The organism is Streptomyces sp. NPDC050548, assembly GCF_044457385.1.
Taxonomy (GTDB): domain Bacteria; phylum Actinomycetota; class Actinomycetes; order Streptomycetales; family Streptomycetaceae; genus Streptomyces.
The window spans coordinates 207,655-222,528 of record NZ_JBITGV010000005.1 but is presented as its reverse complement, the minus strand read 5'-3'; the positions used below and the strand labels follow the sequence as shown (position 1 = coordinate 222,528).

Genomic DNA, 14,874 nt, shown 5'->3' with positions numbered 1-14,874 from the left:
CGATCCATGTTCCGTACCACCCGTGTGCTCCTCGTGCTGATCCTCGCGCTGCTCGCGACCGCCTGCGGCAAGGAGGGCAGCCCGCCCGTGAAGGGCCCGGCCGCCGGGAAGCTCCCCAACTACCAAGTGGCACAAGGCTTTCAGCTCCCCGACTCCAAGACCTGGAAGCGGGCGAAGAAGCGCGGCTACTTCGTCGTCGGCGCCAAGGAGGACCAGCCCTACCTCGGCGAGAAGGACCCCGCGACCGGCACCTACTCCGGCTTCGACATCGAGATCGCCAGGATGATGTCGGCCTCCCTCGGCTTCGCCCCGAAGACCGTCCACTTCAAGACGATCGCCTCCGCCAACCGCGAAACCGCCCTGCAGAACGGCCAGATCGACTACTACGTCGGCACCTACACCATCAACGACATGCGCAAGAAACTCGTCGGCTTCGCCGGCCCCTACTACATGGCCGGTCAGTCGCTCCTCGTCCGCAGCGACGAGCACGACATCCACGGCCCCCAGGACCTCGCCGGCAAACGCGTCTGCTCGGCGGCCGGTTCGACGCCGTACCAGCGCATCAAGGACGACTACCCCAAGGCCCAACTCGTCGCCTACGACACCTACTCGGTCTGTGTCGACAACCTGCTCACCTACCAGGTCGCCGCCGTCACCACCGACGACGCGATCCTCATCGGCTACGCGGCGAAGGTCCCCGACCAGCTCAAGGTCGTCGGCAAGCCCTTCTCGAAGGAGCCGTACGGCATCGGTGTCCCGCACGGCGACAACGCCCTGCGCTTCGCCCTCGACGACGCGTTGGAGGCCCGTGAGAAGAACGGCGACTGGAAGAAGGCGTACGAGGCGACGCTCGGCCTGTCCGGAGTGCCCGCGCCCACCCCGCCCGCGATCGACCGCTACCCGGCGAGCTGAGCGAGGCCGATGTGAACGTACTGACAGACAACTTCTCGACCTTCGTCGACGGCTTCCTCGGCACCGTCGAACTCACCGTCTACGCCTCGGTGTTGGCGCTCGTCCTCGGGTTCCTCATGGCCTCCTTCCGGGTCGCCCCGGTCGGCTCGCTGCGCGTGTTCGGCACCGTGTGGGTCACCGTGCTGCGCAACACCCCGCTCACCCTGCTCTTCTTCGCGGTGCTGCTCGGCCTGCCGCGCTTCGGACTCGTGCTGCCCTTCAAGGTGTTCGCGGTCCTCGCACTCGGCTGCTACACCTCGGCGTTCATCTGCGAGGCGCTGCGCTCCGGCATCAACACCGTGCCCAGGGGGCAAGGAGAGGCGGCCCGCAGCCTCGGGATGTCCTTCGGGCAGAGCCTCGGCCTGGTCGTGCTGCCGCAGGCGTTCCGCTCGGTGATCCCGCCGGTCGGTTCCACCCTCATCGCGCTCGCCAAGAACTCGGCGATCGCGGGCGCCTTCAGCGTCACCGAACTCCTCGGCACATACCGGACGTTGAGCGAGCTCGGCTACAACATCGTCTGGACCTTCGTCTGGATCGCCCTCGGCTACCTGATCATCACCCTCGCCATCAGCGCGCTGTTCAACGCGATGGAGAGGAAGTGGGGAGTCGCCCGATGACCACCGCCAACGCCCTCTACGACGTCCCCGGCCCAAAGACCCGCAAACGGCACCGCCTTTACGGCATCGCGTCCACCGTCGTCATCCTCGGACTCCTCGCCTGGATCCTCTATCTCCTGTTCGACACCGACCAGTTCACCTACACGAAGTGGATGCCCTTCGAGTACAAGGGAATTCAGGAACTGCTGCTGCGCGGCCTCGGCAACACGCTCAAGGCCTTCGGGCTCGCGGCCGTACTGTCACTGGCACTCGGGACTCTGCTGGCCGTGGGACGGCTGTCGGACCACCGGCCGGTGCGCTGGCTTTCCACGCTCGTCGTGGAGTTCTTCCGCGCCATGCCCGTCCTGGTGATGATCTTCTTCATCTTCGTGGCGCTCAAGGTGCAGCCGCTGCCCGCACTGGTCGCGGGCCTCGCCCTCTACAACGGCTCGGTGCTCGCGGAGGTCTTCCGCTCCGGCGTCAACAGCGTCGAACGCGGCCAGCGGGAGGCCGCGTTCGCGCTCGGAATGCGCAAGACCCAGGTGATGTCGTACGTCCTCGTGCCGCAGGCCGTACGGGCCATGCTGCCCGCCATCATCAGCCAGTTGGTGGTCGCGCTGAAGGACACCTCGCTGGGCTATCTGATCACCTATGAGGAGTTTCTCCACGCCGGGAAGCTGATCGCGTCGAACCTCGACTACGATTTGCCGTTCATCCCGGTGGTGATGGTGATCTCGCCGATCTACATCGGGATGTGCATGCTGCTCTCCTGGTTCGCCGGATGGGTGTCCCGCCGGGAGCAGCGCAGTCCCAAGACCGAGGCCGTGGACGTGGCCCCGGCCGAACCAGGGACGCTGCTGCCGCGGGTGCAGTAGTTGGAGGGCACTTGCCCGTCCGGCGGCAGCCGGAGATCACTGCTCGCGCAGCGGGATCGACACGTACGACGGGTCGTTCGCAGGCGAGGAGAAGGTCAGCTGCGCGCCGGTCGGGTTGTGCTCGATGTAGAGCGGGTCGACCGTGTCGACGACCAGGGCGAGATGGTGCCCTGCCGGGACGTCGTAGGCCGTGGAGAACAACTCCAGGTCCACACCGAACGGCTTGCCGGGCGTCTGCCCGTGCCAGGTGTACGGCGCGTTGCTGACCAGCTTGCCGAGGCCGAGCGGGCCCACGTCGTAGAGGTACGCGACGAGGGTGCCGCTCTCCTTGGTGTCCGTGACAGTTGTATGCAACTTCACGGTGCCGCGCACCTGTTGGGCGCTCGGGTACTTCGCCGACTGCCATACGGCGGCCCAGCGGCGGGGGAGGAGGGGAACGGCGGCCACCGGAGGTACCTGCGCGACCTGGTCGAGGATGCTGGACAGGAAGACGATCCCGCCGTCCGCGCCCGAGTCGACATTGGTGTGGATGGTGGTCGTGCCCGCGAGGTCGATCTTCTTGCGGGTCGCGCCGACCGACTTCCAGTCCGGGTAACCCTCGTAGCCGCCCGTGGAACGGGACTTGAGCTCCACGGGGTCCTCGCGGTTGATGCCGTTGTCCTCGCCCTTGAGGTAGTGGTCGAACCAGCGCTCGGTGTCCGTCCACACGTCGTTGGGCAGCCCGAACAGTCCGGTCAGCTCGGCGGTGGCGTGGTCACCGGGGCGGAGTTCGAGCCGCTTGGGGCCGGTCAACTCGCCGTAGAAGTCGGCTATCTGGTTGGGCGGGAAGATCGTGTCGCCCCAGGCGTTGGCGAGCATGATCGCCGCGCCGTTCTTGTTGATCTGATCTACGTAGGTCGCGGGGGAGCGTTCCTTCCCCCAGTCGATCAACTCCTGTTCCTTGGACAGGTCGGAGGCGAAGAAGTCCTTGAAGACCTGGCTCGTCTCTGCGCTCGGTCGGCCGGTGACCAGGCCCACGCCGTCCAGCAGGGCGGTCGCCTGGGAGTGTTCGGTGCGGCCCGAGTAGATCGAGTCGATCAGGTCCGCCCAGCCGCTGAGCGAGGCAACTGCCTTGATCCGCTTGTCGTGTGCCGCCGCGAGCAGGCTGATGCCGGCGCCGTACGACACGCCCGCCATGCCGATGTGCCCCGCGTCGGACGGGGTGTTGGCGAGCGCCCAGTCGATGACCTCGGACGCGTCGGCCACGTCGGCCGGGCCGCCGACCTCTATCCCGCCGCCGGACTGCCAGAAGCCGCGGACGTTGTAACTCACCACGACATAGCCGGAGTTCGCGAGCTTCTCGGCCTGGGCGAGGTACTGGACCTGAGGGAAGCCCCAGCTCGTGGGCAGGACGAGGAGGGGGTAGCGACGCGAGCCGTCGGCGCCTGCGGGGGTGACGACGTTCGCCGCGAGTTTCGTACCGCTCTCGCCCGCGATGTCGACGAAGCGGACGCCGTTCGTGGCGGCCTGGGCGGCGGGGGCGAGCCCGAGGACGCCTCCGGCGACGAGAGTCGCGGAGACGGCGACCGCGGCGGTCGTACGCAGGGACTGGCGACGGTTTCGCACAGGTCACTCCTCACACGTGTCAATGCAAAGTGACCCGACGGTAACCGCAGCCCTTTACCTGAGGTAACCCGTGGGTAAGTTACGTGCCAGTAACGATTGTTGAAGTGTGTGTGACTTCAGGAGGCGCGGTGCGAACTTCGTGGTGCCGGTGCAGGTAGGGGGGTCTCCGCGGCCCGCGTCACATCGGCGACCAGCTCCACCACATCGGGGCCGTACGCCTGCGAGTTGACCACCTTCAGCAGCAGGACGAAGGTGTTGCCGCCGTGTTTGCGGGCCAACTTCTCATGGTTGCGGGCGAGATAGCGGGAGGCCGCCTGGTTGGTGATCGCACGCTGGCCGCAGAAGAGGAACACCGGCCGCGCGCCGCCGAGTTGACCGGCGGTGAGCCGGGCGAGAAGGACGTACTCGCCCTTGCCGGGATCGAGTCGGTAGCGCTCGCTGCCTATTTGGAACGCGCCCCGGTCCGGCCCCGGCTCGGGGTCGACGTTGACGCGGATGCCGGGCAGCAGGGACGCCAGATGCGCGGCCATCCGGCGGTTGGAGGCCGGACCGCCCACGCAGAACTCGGTGCGTTCGCCGAAGCCCTGCTGGGCCGCGTCGTGCGCGACGACCTGGGCGTGCGCGTTGCAGTCCTTGATCAGGGCGGCGAGTTCGAGGAGCGCGAACACGTCGTGCCGCATCACCGTGAGTTCGGGGCCGCCCGCCTCGCGGTTGACCACGAGCAGCGACTCGGAGTTGTCGGGCAGCCCGAAGAACGCCTGCTTGCGCCGGAGTTTGCGCTTCCACAGGTAGGTGCGGGCGAGCCAGCCGAGCGCGGCACTGAGGCCGGCGGCGACCACGCCCAGAACGATGTTGCGCACGTCGTCATTCATGGGCGCGCATGGTAGCGGCCCGATGTGGCTGGTACGTACCGGTGTTCGACGTGTGACGTTCGTGTGGCGGCGGCCGGAAGCGGTCTGTCGGGGCCCGTGCCAGGTGGATACGCTGCGCGGACGGTTCTGGACTGGAGGTACGGATGCGTCGCCCTGTGGCACGGAAACTGTCGGTCCTGGCGGTCTCGGCCGCCGTGGTGTCGGTCGGGGCAGCGGCCCCACCCGCCGCGACGAGCAGCAGCACACCGACGAAGGTTCCGGTCGCCGTCGGCTACGGCGGCGCCGTGGCGAGCGTCGACGCGGACGCCACCGCCGCCGGTATCGAAGTCCTGAAGAAGGGCGGCAACGCGGTCGACGCGGCCGTCGCCACCGCCGCCGCGCTCGGTGTCACCGAGCCCTACTCCTCCGGCATCGGCGGAGGCGGCTACTTCGTCTACTACGACGCCAAGTCCCGTACGGTGCACACCATCGACGGCCGCGAGACCGCGCCGCTGACCGCCGACTCCAACCTCTTCGTGGAGAACGGCAAGGCCCTCGCCTTCGCCGACGCCGTCAGCAGCGGCCTCAGCGTCGGCACCCCGGGCACACCCGCCACCTGGCAGACGGCACTCGACCAGTGGGGGAGCAAGAAGCTCGGTACGGTCCTCAAACCCGCCGAGCGGATCGCGTCCGACGGCTTCACGGTCGATGACACCTTCCGCACCCAGACCGCGGCCAACGAGACCCGCTTCCGCTACTTCCCGGACACCGCCAAGCTGTTCCTGCCCGGCGGCGCGCTGCCGGTCGTCGGCTCCATCTTCAAGAACCCCGAACTCGCCGCCACCTACAAGGAGTTGGGCAAGAAGGGGATCGGGGACATCTATCGCGGCGCCCTCGGCAAGGACATCCTCGCCACGGTCAACACCCCGAAGGTGGACGCCAGTTCCGGCTGGAACGCCCGCCCCGGCAAGCTGGCCGCCGAGGACCTCGCGGCCTACCGTGCCAAGCTCCAGGCGCCCACCAGGACGTCGTACCGCGGACTCGGCGTCTACTCCATCGCACCCTCCTCCTCCGGCGGCACGACCGTCGGCGAGGCCCTCAACATCCTTGAGAAGACGGACCTTTCGAAGGCCAGCGAGGTCCAGTACCTGCACCACTACATCGAGGCCAGCCGGATCGCGTTCGCGGACCGGGGCCGCTGGGTCGGCGACCCCGCCTTCGAGGACGTACCGACGAAGGAACTCCTCTCGCAGAAGTTCGCCGACTCGCGTGCCTGCCTCATCAAGGACGACGCGGTGCTCACCAGCCCGCTGGCGCCCGCCGACCCGCGCAACCCGACGGCCTGCACCGCCGCCGGGACGGCCGCTCCGACAACGTACGAGGGCGAGAACACCACCCACCTCACCGTCGCCGACAAGTGGGGCAACGTCGTCTCCTACACGCTCACCATCGAGCAGACCGGCGGCAGCGCGATGACCGTGCCCGGCCGCGGCTTCCTGCTCAACAATGAGCTGACCGACTTCTCCTTCACCCCGGCCAACCCGGCCGTCCACGACCCGAACCTGCCCGGTCCGGGCAAGCGGCCGCGCTCGTCGATCTCGCCGACGATCGTCCTCGACAAGCACAACAAGCCGGTCGTGGCGCTCGGTTCACCCGGTGGCGCGACCATCATCACCACCGTGCTGCAGACCCTCACGGAGTTCCTCGACCGGGGGCTTCCGCTCGTGGACGCGATCGCGGCGCCCCGCGCCAGCCAGCGCAACGCGGCCAACACGGAGCTCGAACCGGCGCTTTTCAACAGCGACTTGAAGACGCAGCTGCAAGCTATCGGGCACTCGTTCACGCTGAATCCGGAGATCGGTGCGGCGACGGGTGTGCAACGGCTGCCGGGTGGGAAGTGGTTGGCGGCGGCGGAGACTGTGCGGCGGGGTGGGGGGTCCGCGCAGGTGGTGGATCCGGCTCCGTAGTTCGCGGTCTGCGGGGGCGTGGGGGCTGGTCGCGCAGTTCCCCGCGCCCCTGAGGGGCGCCTCAGCGAGCGGCGCTTGACGGGTTCTGCCCGTTGAACGCCAAGTGATCGCCCTCCACATCCACCGTCACCTGACCCCCTTCCGCGACCGTGCCGTCCAGAAGCAGCCGGGACAGCTGGTTGTCGACCTCGCGCTGGATGGTGCGGCGCAGCGGCCGGGCGCCGTACTCGGGCTGGAAGCCCTGCCGGGACAGCCAGTTGACCGCCGGGTCCGTGAACTCGACCGTGATGCCCTGCGCATGCAGGAGGCGGCGGGTGTGCTCCAGCAACAGCTCGGTGATCAGGCGGAGTTGCTCGGCGGTGAGCTGACGGAACACGACGATCTCGTCGATGCGGTTGAGGAACTCCGGGCGGAAGTGCTCGCGCAGCGGGCGCAGGATCTGCTCGCGCCGGGCCTCCTCGTCCGCGTCGGCGCCGCCAGGGCCGAAGCCGATCCCCGCCCCGCGCCGGGTGATCGCCTCGGAGCCGAGGTTGCTGGTCATCACGATCACCGTGTTGGTGAAGTCGACCGTGCGGCCCTGCGCGTCGGTCAACCGGCCGTCGTCCAGGACCTGGAGCAGAATGTTGAAGACGTCCGGGTGCGCCTTCTCGACCTCGTCGAGGAGGAGGAGCGAGTAGGGGTGGCGGCGTACGACCTCGGTCAGCTGACCGGCCTCCTCGTGGCCGACGTAGCCGGGCGGGGCACCGATGAGACGGCTCACCGTGTGCCGTTCCTGGTACTCGCTCATGTCGAGGCGGACCATTCGGTCCTCGCTGCCGAACAGAGCCTCGGCGAGCGCGCGGGCAAGTTCCGTCTTGCCGACGCCCGTTGGGCCCAGGAACAGGAAACTGCCGATCGGCCGGTCCGGGCTCGCGAGCCCGGCGCGCGAGCGCAGCACCGCGTCCGACACGACCCGCACCGCCTCCTCCTGGCCGACGACCCGCCGGTGCAGATGCTCCTCAAGACCGAGCAGCCGGTCCTTCTCCTCCGCCGTGAGACTGCTCACCGGGATACCGGTCTGCCGTGACACCACTTCGGCGATCGCCTCGCCGGTGACCTCCAGGTGCTGCCCCTCGTCGCCCGTGTCCTCGCCGCCGGCCTCCGTCAGCCGTACCTTCAACTCGGCGATACGGTCCCGGAGTTGGGTCGCCTTCTCGTAGTCCTCGTCGGCCGCCGCCTGGTCCTTGTCCCGGGCGAGCTGCTCCACCTCGCGCTCCAGGGCCCGTACGTCCGTGCCCTTGGTCCGGGACCGCAGCCGTACCCGCGCGCCCGCCTGGTCGATCAGGTCGATCGCCTTGTCCGGCAGGCGGCGGTCGGTGAGATAGCGGTCGGACAGCTCCACGGCCGCCACCAACGCCTCGTCGGTGTAACGGACTTGGTGATGTGCCTCGTAGCGGTCACGCAGTCCGCGCAGGATCTCGATCGCGTCCGCGACGGTCGGTTCCGGTACCAGGATCGGCTGGAAGCGGCGGGCCAGCGCCGCGTCCTTCTCGATCCGGCGGTACTCCTCCAACGTCGTGGCACCGACGATGTGCAACTCACCGCGCGCCAGCGCCGGTTTGAGGATGTTGCCGGCGTCCATCGAACCGCTCTCGCCGCCACCGCCCGCGCCGACCACGGTGTGCAACTCGTCGATGAACACGATCAGTTCGTCCGAGTGCGCGCGGATCTCGCCGACGATGTTCGTCAGCCGCTCCTCGAAGTCGCCCCGGAAACGGGTGCCCGCGACCACGCCGGTCAGGTCGAGGGCGACAACCCGCCGCCCGGTCAGCACGTCCGGGACGTCGCCGTCCGTGATGCGCTGGGCGAGCCCCTCGACGATCGCGGTCTTGCCGACGCCCGCGTCGCCGATCAGCACCGGGTTGTTCTTGCCGCGCCGGGACAGCACCTCGATGGTCTGCTCGATCTCCTCGTCGCGACCGATCACCGGATCGATACGGCCGTGCCGGGCCAGGTCGGTGAGATCGCGGCCGTACTTGTCGAGGGTCGGGGTGCCGGTGGGGCGGGGCTGTTCCGCGCGCGGCAGCGTGCCGTCCGGCGCCTCGGGCGGCAGGCCCGTGGGGGCGTAGCGGGCCGCGTTCAGGATGTGGCCGGCGGCGGAGTCCGGGTTCGCGGCTAGGGCCCCGAGCACGTGTTCGGGGCCGATGTAACCGGCGCCGCCCGCCCTCGCCAGGTCGTGCGCGTCCAGGAGGGCGCGTTTGACGGCCGGGGTGAGGGCGAGCGACGTGCCCTCCGGGGGTTGGACCGGTCCCGAGCGCGCGTCGATCTCCGCCGCGAGGGAGTCGGGGTCCGCGCCGGCGCGGGACAGGAGACCGCGGGTCGGCTCCGCGGACAGCGCCGCGCGGAGGAGATGCTGGGTGTCCAGGTCGCGACTGCCGTGTTCCGCGGCGTACTGGGCGGCGCCCCGGACGAGGTCCCTGGCCGGTTGGCTGAGCAGGCGGCCTATGTCCACATCGCGTGGACCGGGGCGGGCGGCTCCGCCGGCGGCTCCGCCGAAGAACCGGGCGAGGAAGTCTTCGAAGGGGTCGTTTTCGGGGGGTATGTAGCCGCTGGTCATCAATCCACCATGGCACGGGCCACTGCGTGGGGCATGTGCAAGTTTGGGTGGTTTTGCGGGTGCGGGTGCGTTGTGGCTGGTCGCGCAGTTCCCCGCGCCCCCAAAGGCACTCAGCGTGCCGTGAGGATCCTGGGACCGTCCTCCGTGATCGCCACCGTGTGTTCCACGTGGGCCGCCCTCGAACCGTCGTTCGTGCGGAGGGTCCAGCCGTCCGGGGCCTCGTGGTAGCCGTCCTTGCCGCTCGCGATCAGCATGGGCTCGATCGCGAGGGCCATGCCGTGGCGGAGGGGGAGGCCTCGGCCGGGGCGGCCCTCGTTCGGGACGCCGGGGTCCTCGTGCATCTGGCGGCCGATGCCGTGGCCGCCGAAGCCCTGGGGGATGCCGTATCCGGCCGTACGGCAGACCGTGCCGATCGCGTGGGCGATGTCGCCGATGCGGTTGCCCACGACGGCTGCCGCGATGCCCGCCGCGAGGGCGTGCTCGGCGGTGTCGATCAGGCGTACGTCGGCGGGGCGCGGTGTGCCGACGGTGAAGCTGATCGCCGAGTCGCCGGCCCAGCCGTTCAGCTTGGCGCCGAAGTCGATCGAGACCAGGTCGCCGTCGCGCAGGCGGTAGCCGTCCGGGATGCCGTGCACGATCGCGTCGTTCACCGAGGCGCAGACGACCGCCGGGAACGGGGTGGGCGCGAACGAGGGGCGGTAGCCCAGGAAGGGCGAGGTCGCGCCCGCCGCGCGCAGCACGTCGTGCGCCAGCTCGTCCAGTTCCAGCAGGGATACGCCCACGTCGGCGGCCTCCCGCACGGCCGTGAGGGTGCGGGCCACGACCTGGCCCGCCTCGTACATCGCATCGATGGACGTGTCCGTCTTGAGTTCCACCATGCCAATTACTATACCGGTATTAGAATGACGGCATGGTACGCACCCCTCTCACCCCCGAAGAGCGTGAACGCGGCGAACGGCTCGGCCGGTTGCTCCGCGAGGCCCGTGGTGGCCGCAGCATGACGGACGTGGCGGCGAACGCGGGCATCTCGGCGGAGACCCTCCGCAAGATCGAGACCGGCCGGGCTCCCACGCCCGCCTTCTTCACCGTCGCCGCACTTGCCGACGCGCTCGGGCTGTCCATGGACGAACTCGTCGTCAGATGTGCGCCGTTGGCGGCCTGAGGGGGCGGATACGGCGTGAACCCGGCGGGCGCACAGGAGGGAGGCGTAGGCTCCGAACTCTCTGCGCCCGGCTCGAAAAGCTTCTGTAGCCGCGTCGTAACACAAATGGTGTTTTCTACGGACCGGAGCATTCCGGTCTGGCGGGAGTTGGAGCATGGCTGTGGATCAACTCCCCGGACAGGTGCGGGAGTTCGCGAACTACCTCGACCGACTCCTGGCGCGCCTCGACCAGGGCGGTGGCTGGTGCGGGGTGTTCTGGCAGCGCGATCCCGATGGTATGCAGGCCTGCCTGGGCGGACGTGAGATACCGCCCTGGGACGTGGTGGAGGCGCTGCTCCAGGACCTCGCGGCGGAGTACGGCCCCGGTGTCGCCGCCCAGGAGAAGGAGCGGGCCCGTGCCCTGCACGCGGCGGCGCTCGCCGCGTTCGACGCCCGGCCCGGCAGCCGGGACGCCCTCGGTGACCGGCTCGACGTGATGCTCCGCGAACAGAAGTACGCCGCCGAACGGCAGGCGGAACTGGGACGGTTGCTCACCTCCGCCACCACGCAGGAGGAGGCCGACGCCCTCCGCCTCGACCTCGCCTGGGCCCACGACGACCACGAACGCGCCACCGCCCGCTGCATCGAACTCCGCGCCCGCATCGAGGAGTTGGACAACCTCGTCCGCCTCCGGGGCGTCGGCGCCGTCCACCGCGACCGGCACGGCAACGTGTTCCGGGTCGACGACACCTTCCAGGACCAGGCCCAGGACGGCCGGTCCGACGGGCAGGACCCGTACGGGTCGTACGGCAACGGCCCGGCCCCGTACCGCCTGCCCCGCCAGCGAGACACCGAACAGGCGCAAGGAGCCGGACCGCAGAGCGGCTACGGCGGCCCCGACCCCCTGCGCCACGACGAGGGCGTCCGTGAGGCGCGCCGCGGTTACGACCCGACGGGCGGCGACCAGACCGGAGCCCAGCCCGCCCGCCGCGACGACAGGGCCCTCGACGCGCGCCGCGGCTACGAGGACTTCGAACGCGCCAACCCCGACTACGGCAGCCCCGCCCCCCTGCCGGGCGACTTCCCGAACCCCGCCGCCACTCCCGCGCCCGAACCCTCCGGCTGGCCCGCACCCGAGGCCGCGCCGTCCGTCGGCTTCGACCCCGCACAGCCCACGGCCCCGGAGCCCACGCAGTCCACCGACCCCGACCCGGCCCCCGCCTCCACTCCCGCTCCCACCCCCAAGCAGCGCAAGCGCCGCCGGGGCAGCGCCCGCTTCGCCGGTATGGCCGAGGACGACACAGCCGCGGGCACTCCGGCCCCGGACCCCGCGGCCGTCGTACCGGATCTGCCGACCCCGGCGCCCGCCGCCCGCCGCACCCCGCGCGGGGCCCGCTTCGCCGGGGCCGCGCGGCCGGCCGAGCGGACACAGCCGAAGCGTGAGGCGTTGGACGCCGACGCGCGGCAGGCCACCGTGGAGGCCGTGCAGCGGCTCGTGGGGCTGCGGCGGGAGGGCCGTAGCGGCGAGGCGCACGCGCTGCTCGCCGAGGCCGCGTACTGGCCCGCCGCGCGCTTCCCGCTGCTCGCGGCCGAGCTGCAGCGCGCCGGGCTCGGCGCGGACTGGGCGACGCTGCTCTGGGAGGCCGCCTCGCTGCCCGCCGACCGGCTGGTCGGCGCGGCGGACGCGCTGGTCGCGGCGGGCCGTACGGCGGACGGCGAGCAGATCCTGCGGCAGGGCGTGGCCCGCCCGGCCGAGGAGATAGGTGAGGCGGTGCTCGCGCTCGTCGCCGAGGGCCGCCGCCGCGAGATCAACGCCCTGCTCGACGCCTACGTCCGGGTCCGCACCCCCGAGGAGGCGGCCCGCAGCGTCGCGGCCGACCCCCAGCAGCTCGTCCCACTGCTGCTGGAGGCCGCCCAGGGCGTCTCGGACGAACGCCACTGGGACCTGGTCCACGCCCTTCGTGTCGCGGGCTTCACTGCCTGACCGGCCCATCGACTCGCCCACCGGAGTGTGAAACGCGATCGACTCCGCGGGTTAACGACGATGGTCTTGGCAAGGCTCCTCCGGAGGCTTACGTTCATCCCTCTACGGCCTTTGTCTACGGGCGTAGAGGCTCTGACGTCCCGTCGAAGGAGCAGCTCATGACCAACGTCGTACGCGCCGCTCTGGTCCAGGCCACCTGGACCGGCGACACCGAGTCCATGGTGGCGAAACACGAGGAACACGCCCGCGAGGCGGCCCGCCAGGGCGCCAAGGTCATCGGGTTCCAGGAAGTGTTCAACGCCCCCTACTTCTGTCAGGTCCAGGAACCGGAGCACTACAGCTGGGCCGAGCCGGTGCCCGACGGGCCGACCGTGCGTCGTATGCAACAGCTCGCGCGCGAGACCGGCATGGTGATCGTCGTCCCGGTCTTCGAGATCGAGCAGGACGGCTTCTACTACAACACCGCGGCCGTGATCGACGCCGACGGCACCTTCCTCGGCAAGTACCGCAAACACCACATCCCCCAGGTCAAGGGCTTCTGGGAGAAGTACTACTTCAGGCCGGGCAACGCCGGCTGGCCCGTCTTCGACACCGCCGTCGGCAAGGTCGGCGTCTACATCTGCTACGACCGCCACTTCCCCGAGGGCTGGCGCCAACTCGGCCTCAACGGCGCCCAGTTGGTCTACAACCCGTCCGCCACCTCACGCGGCCTCTCCGCCTACCTCTGGCAGCTGGAGCAGCCCGCCGCGGCCGTCGCCAACGAGTACTTCATCGCCGCGATCAACCGGGTTGGACAGGAGGAGTACGGGGACAACGACTTCTACGGGACGTCGTACTTCGTCAACCCGCGAGGCCAGTTCGTCGGCGATGTCGCCAGCGACAAGGACGAGGAACTCGTCGTCCGCGACCTGGACTTCGGGTTGATCGAGGAAGTACGCCAGCAGTGGGCGTTCTACCGCGACCGTCGTCCCGACGCCTACGAAGGGTTGGTGCAACCGTGACAAAGGATCTGCTGGGGCGGCACAAGGCCGTGCTCCCGGACTGGCTCGCCCTCTACTACGACAACCCGCTCGAAATCACGCACGGCGAGGGCCGGCACGTCTGGGACGCCGAGGGCAACAAGTACCTCGACTTCTTCGGCGGCATCCTCACCACCATGACCGCGCACGCGCTCCCCGAGGTCACCAAGGCGGTGAGCGAGCAGGCCGGGCGGATCCTCCACTCGTCCACGCTCTACCTGAACCGGCCGATGGTCGAACTCGCCGAGCGCGTCGCCCAGTTGTCCGGCATCCCCGACGCCCGCGTCTTCTTCACCACCTCGGGCACCGAGGCCAACGACACCGCCCTGCTCCTCGCGACCTCGTACCGGCGCAGCAACCAGATCCTGGCCATGCGCAACAGCTACCACGGCCGCTCCTTCAGCGCGGTCGGCATCACCGGCAACCGCGGCTGGTCCCCGACCTCGCTCTCCCCGCTCCAGACGCTGTACGTCCACGGCGGTGTGCGCACGCGCGGACCCTACGCCCACCTGTCCGACGCCGAGTTCATCGCGGCCTGCGTGGCCGACCTGAAGGATCTGCTCGGTCACGTCCGCCCGCCCGCAGCCCTCATCGCCGAACCCGTCCAGGGCGTGGGTGGGTTCACCTCCCCGCCCGACGGGCTCTACGCCGCCTTCCGCGAAGTACTCGCCGAGCGCGGCGTGTTGTGGATCGCCGACGAGGTGCAGACCGGCTGGGGCCGCACCGGCGACCACTTCTGGGGCTGGCAGGCGCACGCCCAGAACGGTCCGCCGGACATCCTCACCTTCGCCAAGGGCATCGGCAACGGCAGCTCGATCGGCGGTGTCGTCGCCCGCGCCGACATCATGAACTGCCTCGACTCCAACAGCATTTCGACCTTCGGCGGCACCCAGATCACCATGGCGGCGGGCCTCGCCAACCTCACCTACCTCCTGGAGCACGACCTCCAGGGCAACGCCCGCCGCGTCGGCGGTCTCCTCATCGAGCGGCTGCGGGCCGTCACCGCCCAGCATCCCGGCGTACGGGAAGTGCGCGGGCGCGGACTGATGATCGGCGTCGAACTGGTGAAACCGGGCACCGACGAGGCCGATCCGCAGGCCGCCTCCGCCGTGCTCGAAGCGGCCCGCGAGGGCGGGCTGCTGATCGGAAAGGGCGGCGGCCACGACACCAGCGCCCTGCGCATCGCCCCGCCGCTCTCCCTCACCGTTGCGGAGGCCGAGGAGGGCGCCGCCATCCTCGAACGGGCTCTGGCGAGCACGCAGTAGCAGCAGTACGAGCAAGGGAACATC

12 protein-coding genes are annotated in these 14,874 nt (G+C 69.9%); 8 read left to right on the top strand and 4 right to left on the bottom strand.

All coding sequences use genetic code 11. The features are described 5' to 3' along the window. The first annotated feature begins 6 nt into the window (after window positions 1-6). The 3 genes from ACIBJH_RS16625 to ACIBJH_RS16615 are packed head-to-tail and all read left to right on the top strand — an operon-like array spanning window position 7 to window position 2,422. Entirely contained in the window at window positions 7-912 is a 906-nt protein-coding gene (locus ACIBJH_RS16625) for a glutamate ABC transporter substrate-binding protein (protein ID WP_399117564.1), read from the top strand. Window positions 913-923: 11 nt separating this feature from the next. Further along, window positions 924-1,568, top strand: a complete 645-nt coding sequence (locus tag ACIBJH_RS16620) for an amino acid ABC transporter permease (RefSeq protein ID WP_399117563.1) — start codon at window positions 924-926, stop codon at window positions 1,566-1,568. After that, window positions 1,565-2,422, top strand: a complete 858-nt coding sequence (locus ACIBJH_RS16615) for an amino acid ABC transporter permease (RefSeq protein ID WP_399117562.1) — start codon at window positions 1,565-1,567, stop codon at window positions 2,420-2,422. Before ACIBJH_RS16620 ends, ACIBJH_RS16615 begins: the two co-directional genes overlap by 4 nt. Window positions 2,423-2,458: 36 nt before the next feature. On the opposite strand, the gene ACIBJH_RS16610 is transcribed toward ACIBJH_RS16615, so the two are convergent. Together ACIBJH_RS16610 and ACIBJH_RS16605 are read right to left on the bottom strand one after the other, a co-directional pair. After that, window positions 2,459-4,027: a CocE/NonD family hydrolase gene (locus tag ACIBJH_RS16610; RefSeq protein WP_399117561.1), complete on the bottom strand. Its 1,569-nt coding sequence runs from the start codon at window positions 4,025-4,027 to the stop codon at window positions 2,459-2,461. A gap of 116 nt (window positions 4,028-4,143) precedes the next feature. Continuing rightward, window positions 4,144-4,899 (bottom strand): hypothetical protein, encoded by a 756-nt coding sequence (locus ACIBJH_RS16605; protein WP_399117560.1) that lies wholly within the window; start codon window positions 4,897-4,899, stop codon window positions 4,144-4,146. Window positions 4,900-5,042: 143 nt separating this feature from the next. Here ACIBJH_RS16605 and ggt point away from each other — a divergent pair, with 143 nt between their 5' ends. Next, window positions 5,043-6,845 carry a gamma-glutamyltransferase gene (ggt, locus tag ACIBJH_RS16600; RefSeq protein WP_399117559.1) on the top strand — a complete coding sequence of 601 codons (1,803 nt, stop codon included), beginning with the start codon at window positions 5,043-5,045 and terminating at the stop codon, window positions 6,843-6,845. A gap of 61 nt (window positions 6,846-6,906) precedes the next feature. Here the strand turns inward: ggt and ACIBJH_RS16595 are convergent, their stop codons facing one another. Then, window positions 6,907-9,441: an ATP-dependent Clp protease ATP-binding subunit gene (locus tag ACIBJH_RS16595; protein ID WP_399117558.1), complete on the bottom strand. Its 2,535-nt coding sequence runs from the start codon at window positions 9,439-9,441 to the stop codon at window positions 6,907-6,909. A 110-nt stretch (window positions 9,442-9,551) separates the two neighbouring features. Further along, window positions 9,552-10,319, bottom strand: a complete 768-nt coding sequence (gene map, locus ACIBJH_RS16590) for a type I methionyl aminopeptidase (RefSeq protein WP_399117556.1) — start codon at window positions 10,317-10,319, stop codon at window positions 9,552-9,554. A gap of 32 nt (window positions 10,320-10,351) precedes the next feature. On the opposite strand from map, the gene ACIBJH_RS16585 reads away from it, so the two are divergent. From ACIBJH_RS16585 to ACIBJH_RS16570, 4 genes are all read left to right on the top strand, one after another. After that, on the top strand, window positions 10,352-10,603 hold the full coding sequence (locus ACIBJH_RS16585) for a helix-turn-helix transcriptional regulator (protein WP_317883403.1): 252 nt from the start codon (window positions 10,352-10,354) through the stop codon (window positions 10,601-10,603). Window positions 10,604-10,757: 154 nt separating this feature from the next. After that, on the top strand, window positions 10,758-12,566 hold the full coding sequence (locus ACIBJH_RS16580) for a hypothetical protein (RefSeq protein ID WP_399117555.1): 1,809 nt from the start codon (window positions 10,758-10,760) through the stop codon (window positions 12,564-12,566). Between the two features lie 158 nt (window positions 12,567-12,724). Then, complete coding sequence (locus ACIBJH_RS16575; RefSeq protein ID WP_399117554.1) at window positions 12,725-13,567, top strand: nitrilase-related carbon-nitrogen hydrolase; 843 nt, start codon at window positions 12,725-12,727, stop codon at window positions 13,565-13,567. Further along, window positions 13,564-14,850 carry an aspartate aminotransferase family protein gene (locus ACIBJH_RS16570; protein ID WP_399117553.1) on the top strand — a complete coding sequence of 429 codons (1,287 nt, stop codon included), beginning with the start codon at window positions 13,564-13,566 and terminating at the stop codon, window positions 14,848-14,850. The genes ACIBJH_RS16575 and ACIBJH_RS16570 overlap by 4 nt, the downstream gene beginning before the upstream one ends. The last annotated feature ends 24 nt before the right edge of the window (window positions 14,851-14,874 follow it).

What these genes read in the sequence shown, in the direction of transcription:
- ACIBJH_RS16585 (WP_317883403.1), top strand. Translation starts at nt 10,352, where the DNA reads ATGGTACGCACCCCTCTCACCCCCGAAGAGCGTGAACGCGGCGAACGG.
- map (WP_399117556.1), bottom strand. Translation starts at nt 10,319, where the DNA reads ATGGTGGAACTCAAGACGGACACGTCCATCGATGCGATGTACGAGGCG.
- ACIBJH_RS16615 (WP_399117562.1), top strand. Translation starts at nt 1,565, where the DNA reads ATGACCACCGCCAACGCCCTCTACGACGTCCCCGGCCCAAAGACCCGC.
- ACIBJH_RS16575 (WP_399117554.1), top strand. Translation starts at nt 12,725, where the DNA reads ATGACCAACGTCGTACGCGCCGCTCTGGTCCAGGCCACCTGGACCGGC.
- ACIBJH_RS16580 (WP_399117555.1), top strand. Translation starts at nt 10,758, where the DNA reads ATGGCTGTGGATCAACTCCCCGGACAGGTGCGGGAGTTCGCGAACTAC.
- ggt (WP_399117559.1), top strand. Translation starts at nt 5,043, where the DNA reads ATGCGTCGCCCTGTGGCACGGAAACTGTCGGTCCTGGCGGTCTCGGCC.
- ACIBJH_RS16605 (WP_399117560.1), bottom strand. Translation starts at nt 4,899, where the DNA reads ATGAATGACGACGTGCGCAACATCGTTCTGGGCGTGGTCGCCGCCGGC.
- ACIBJH_RS16625 (WP_399117564.1), top strand. Translation starts at nt 7, where the DNA reads ATGTTCCGTACCACCCGTGTGCTCCTCGTGCTGATCCTCGCGCTGCTC.
- ACIBJH_RS16595 (WP_399117558.1), bottom strand. Translation starts at nt 9,441, where the DNA reads ATGACCAGCGGCTACATACCCCCCGAAAACGACCCCTTCGAAGACTTC.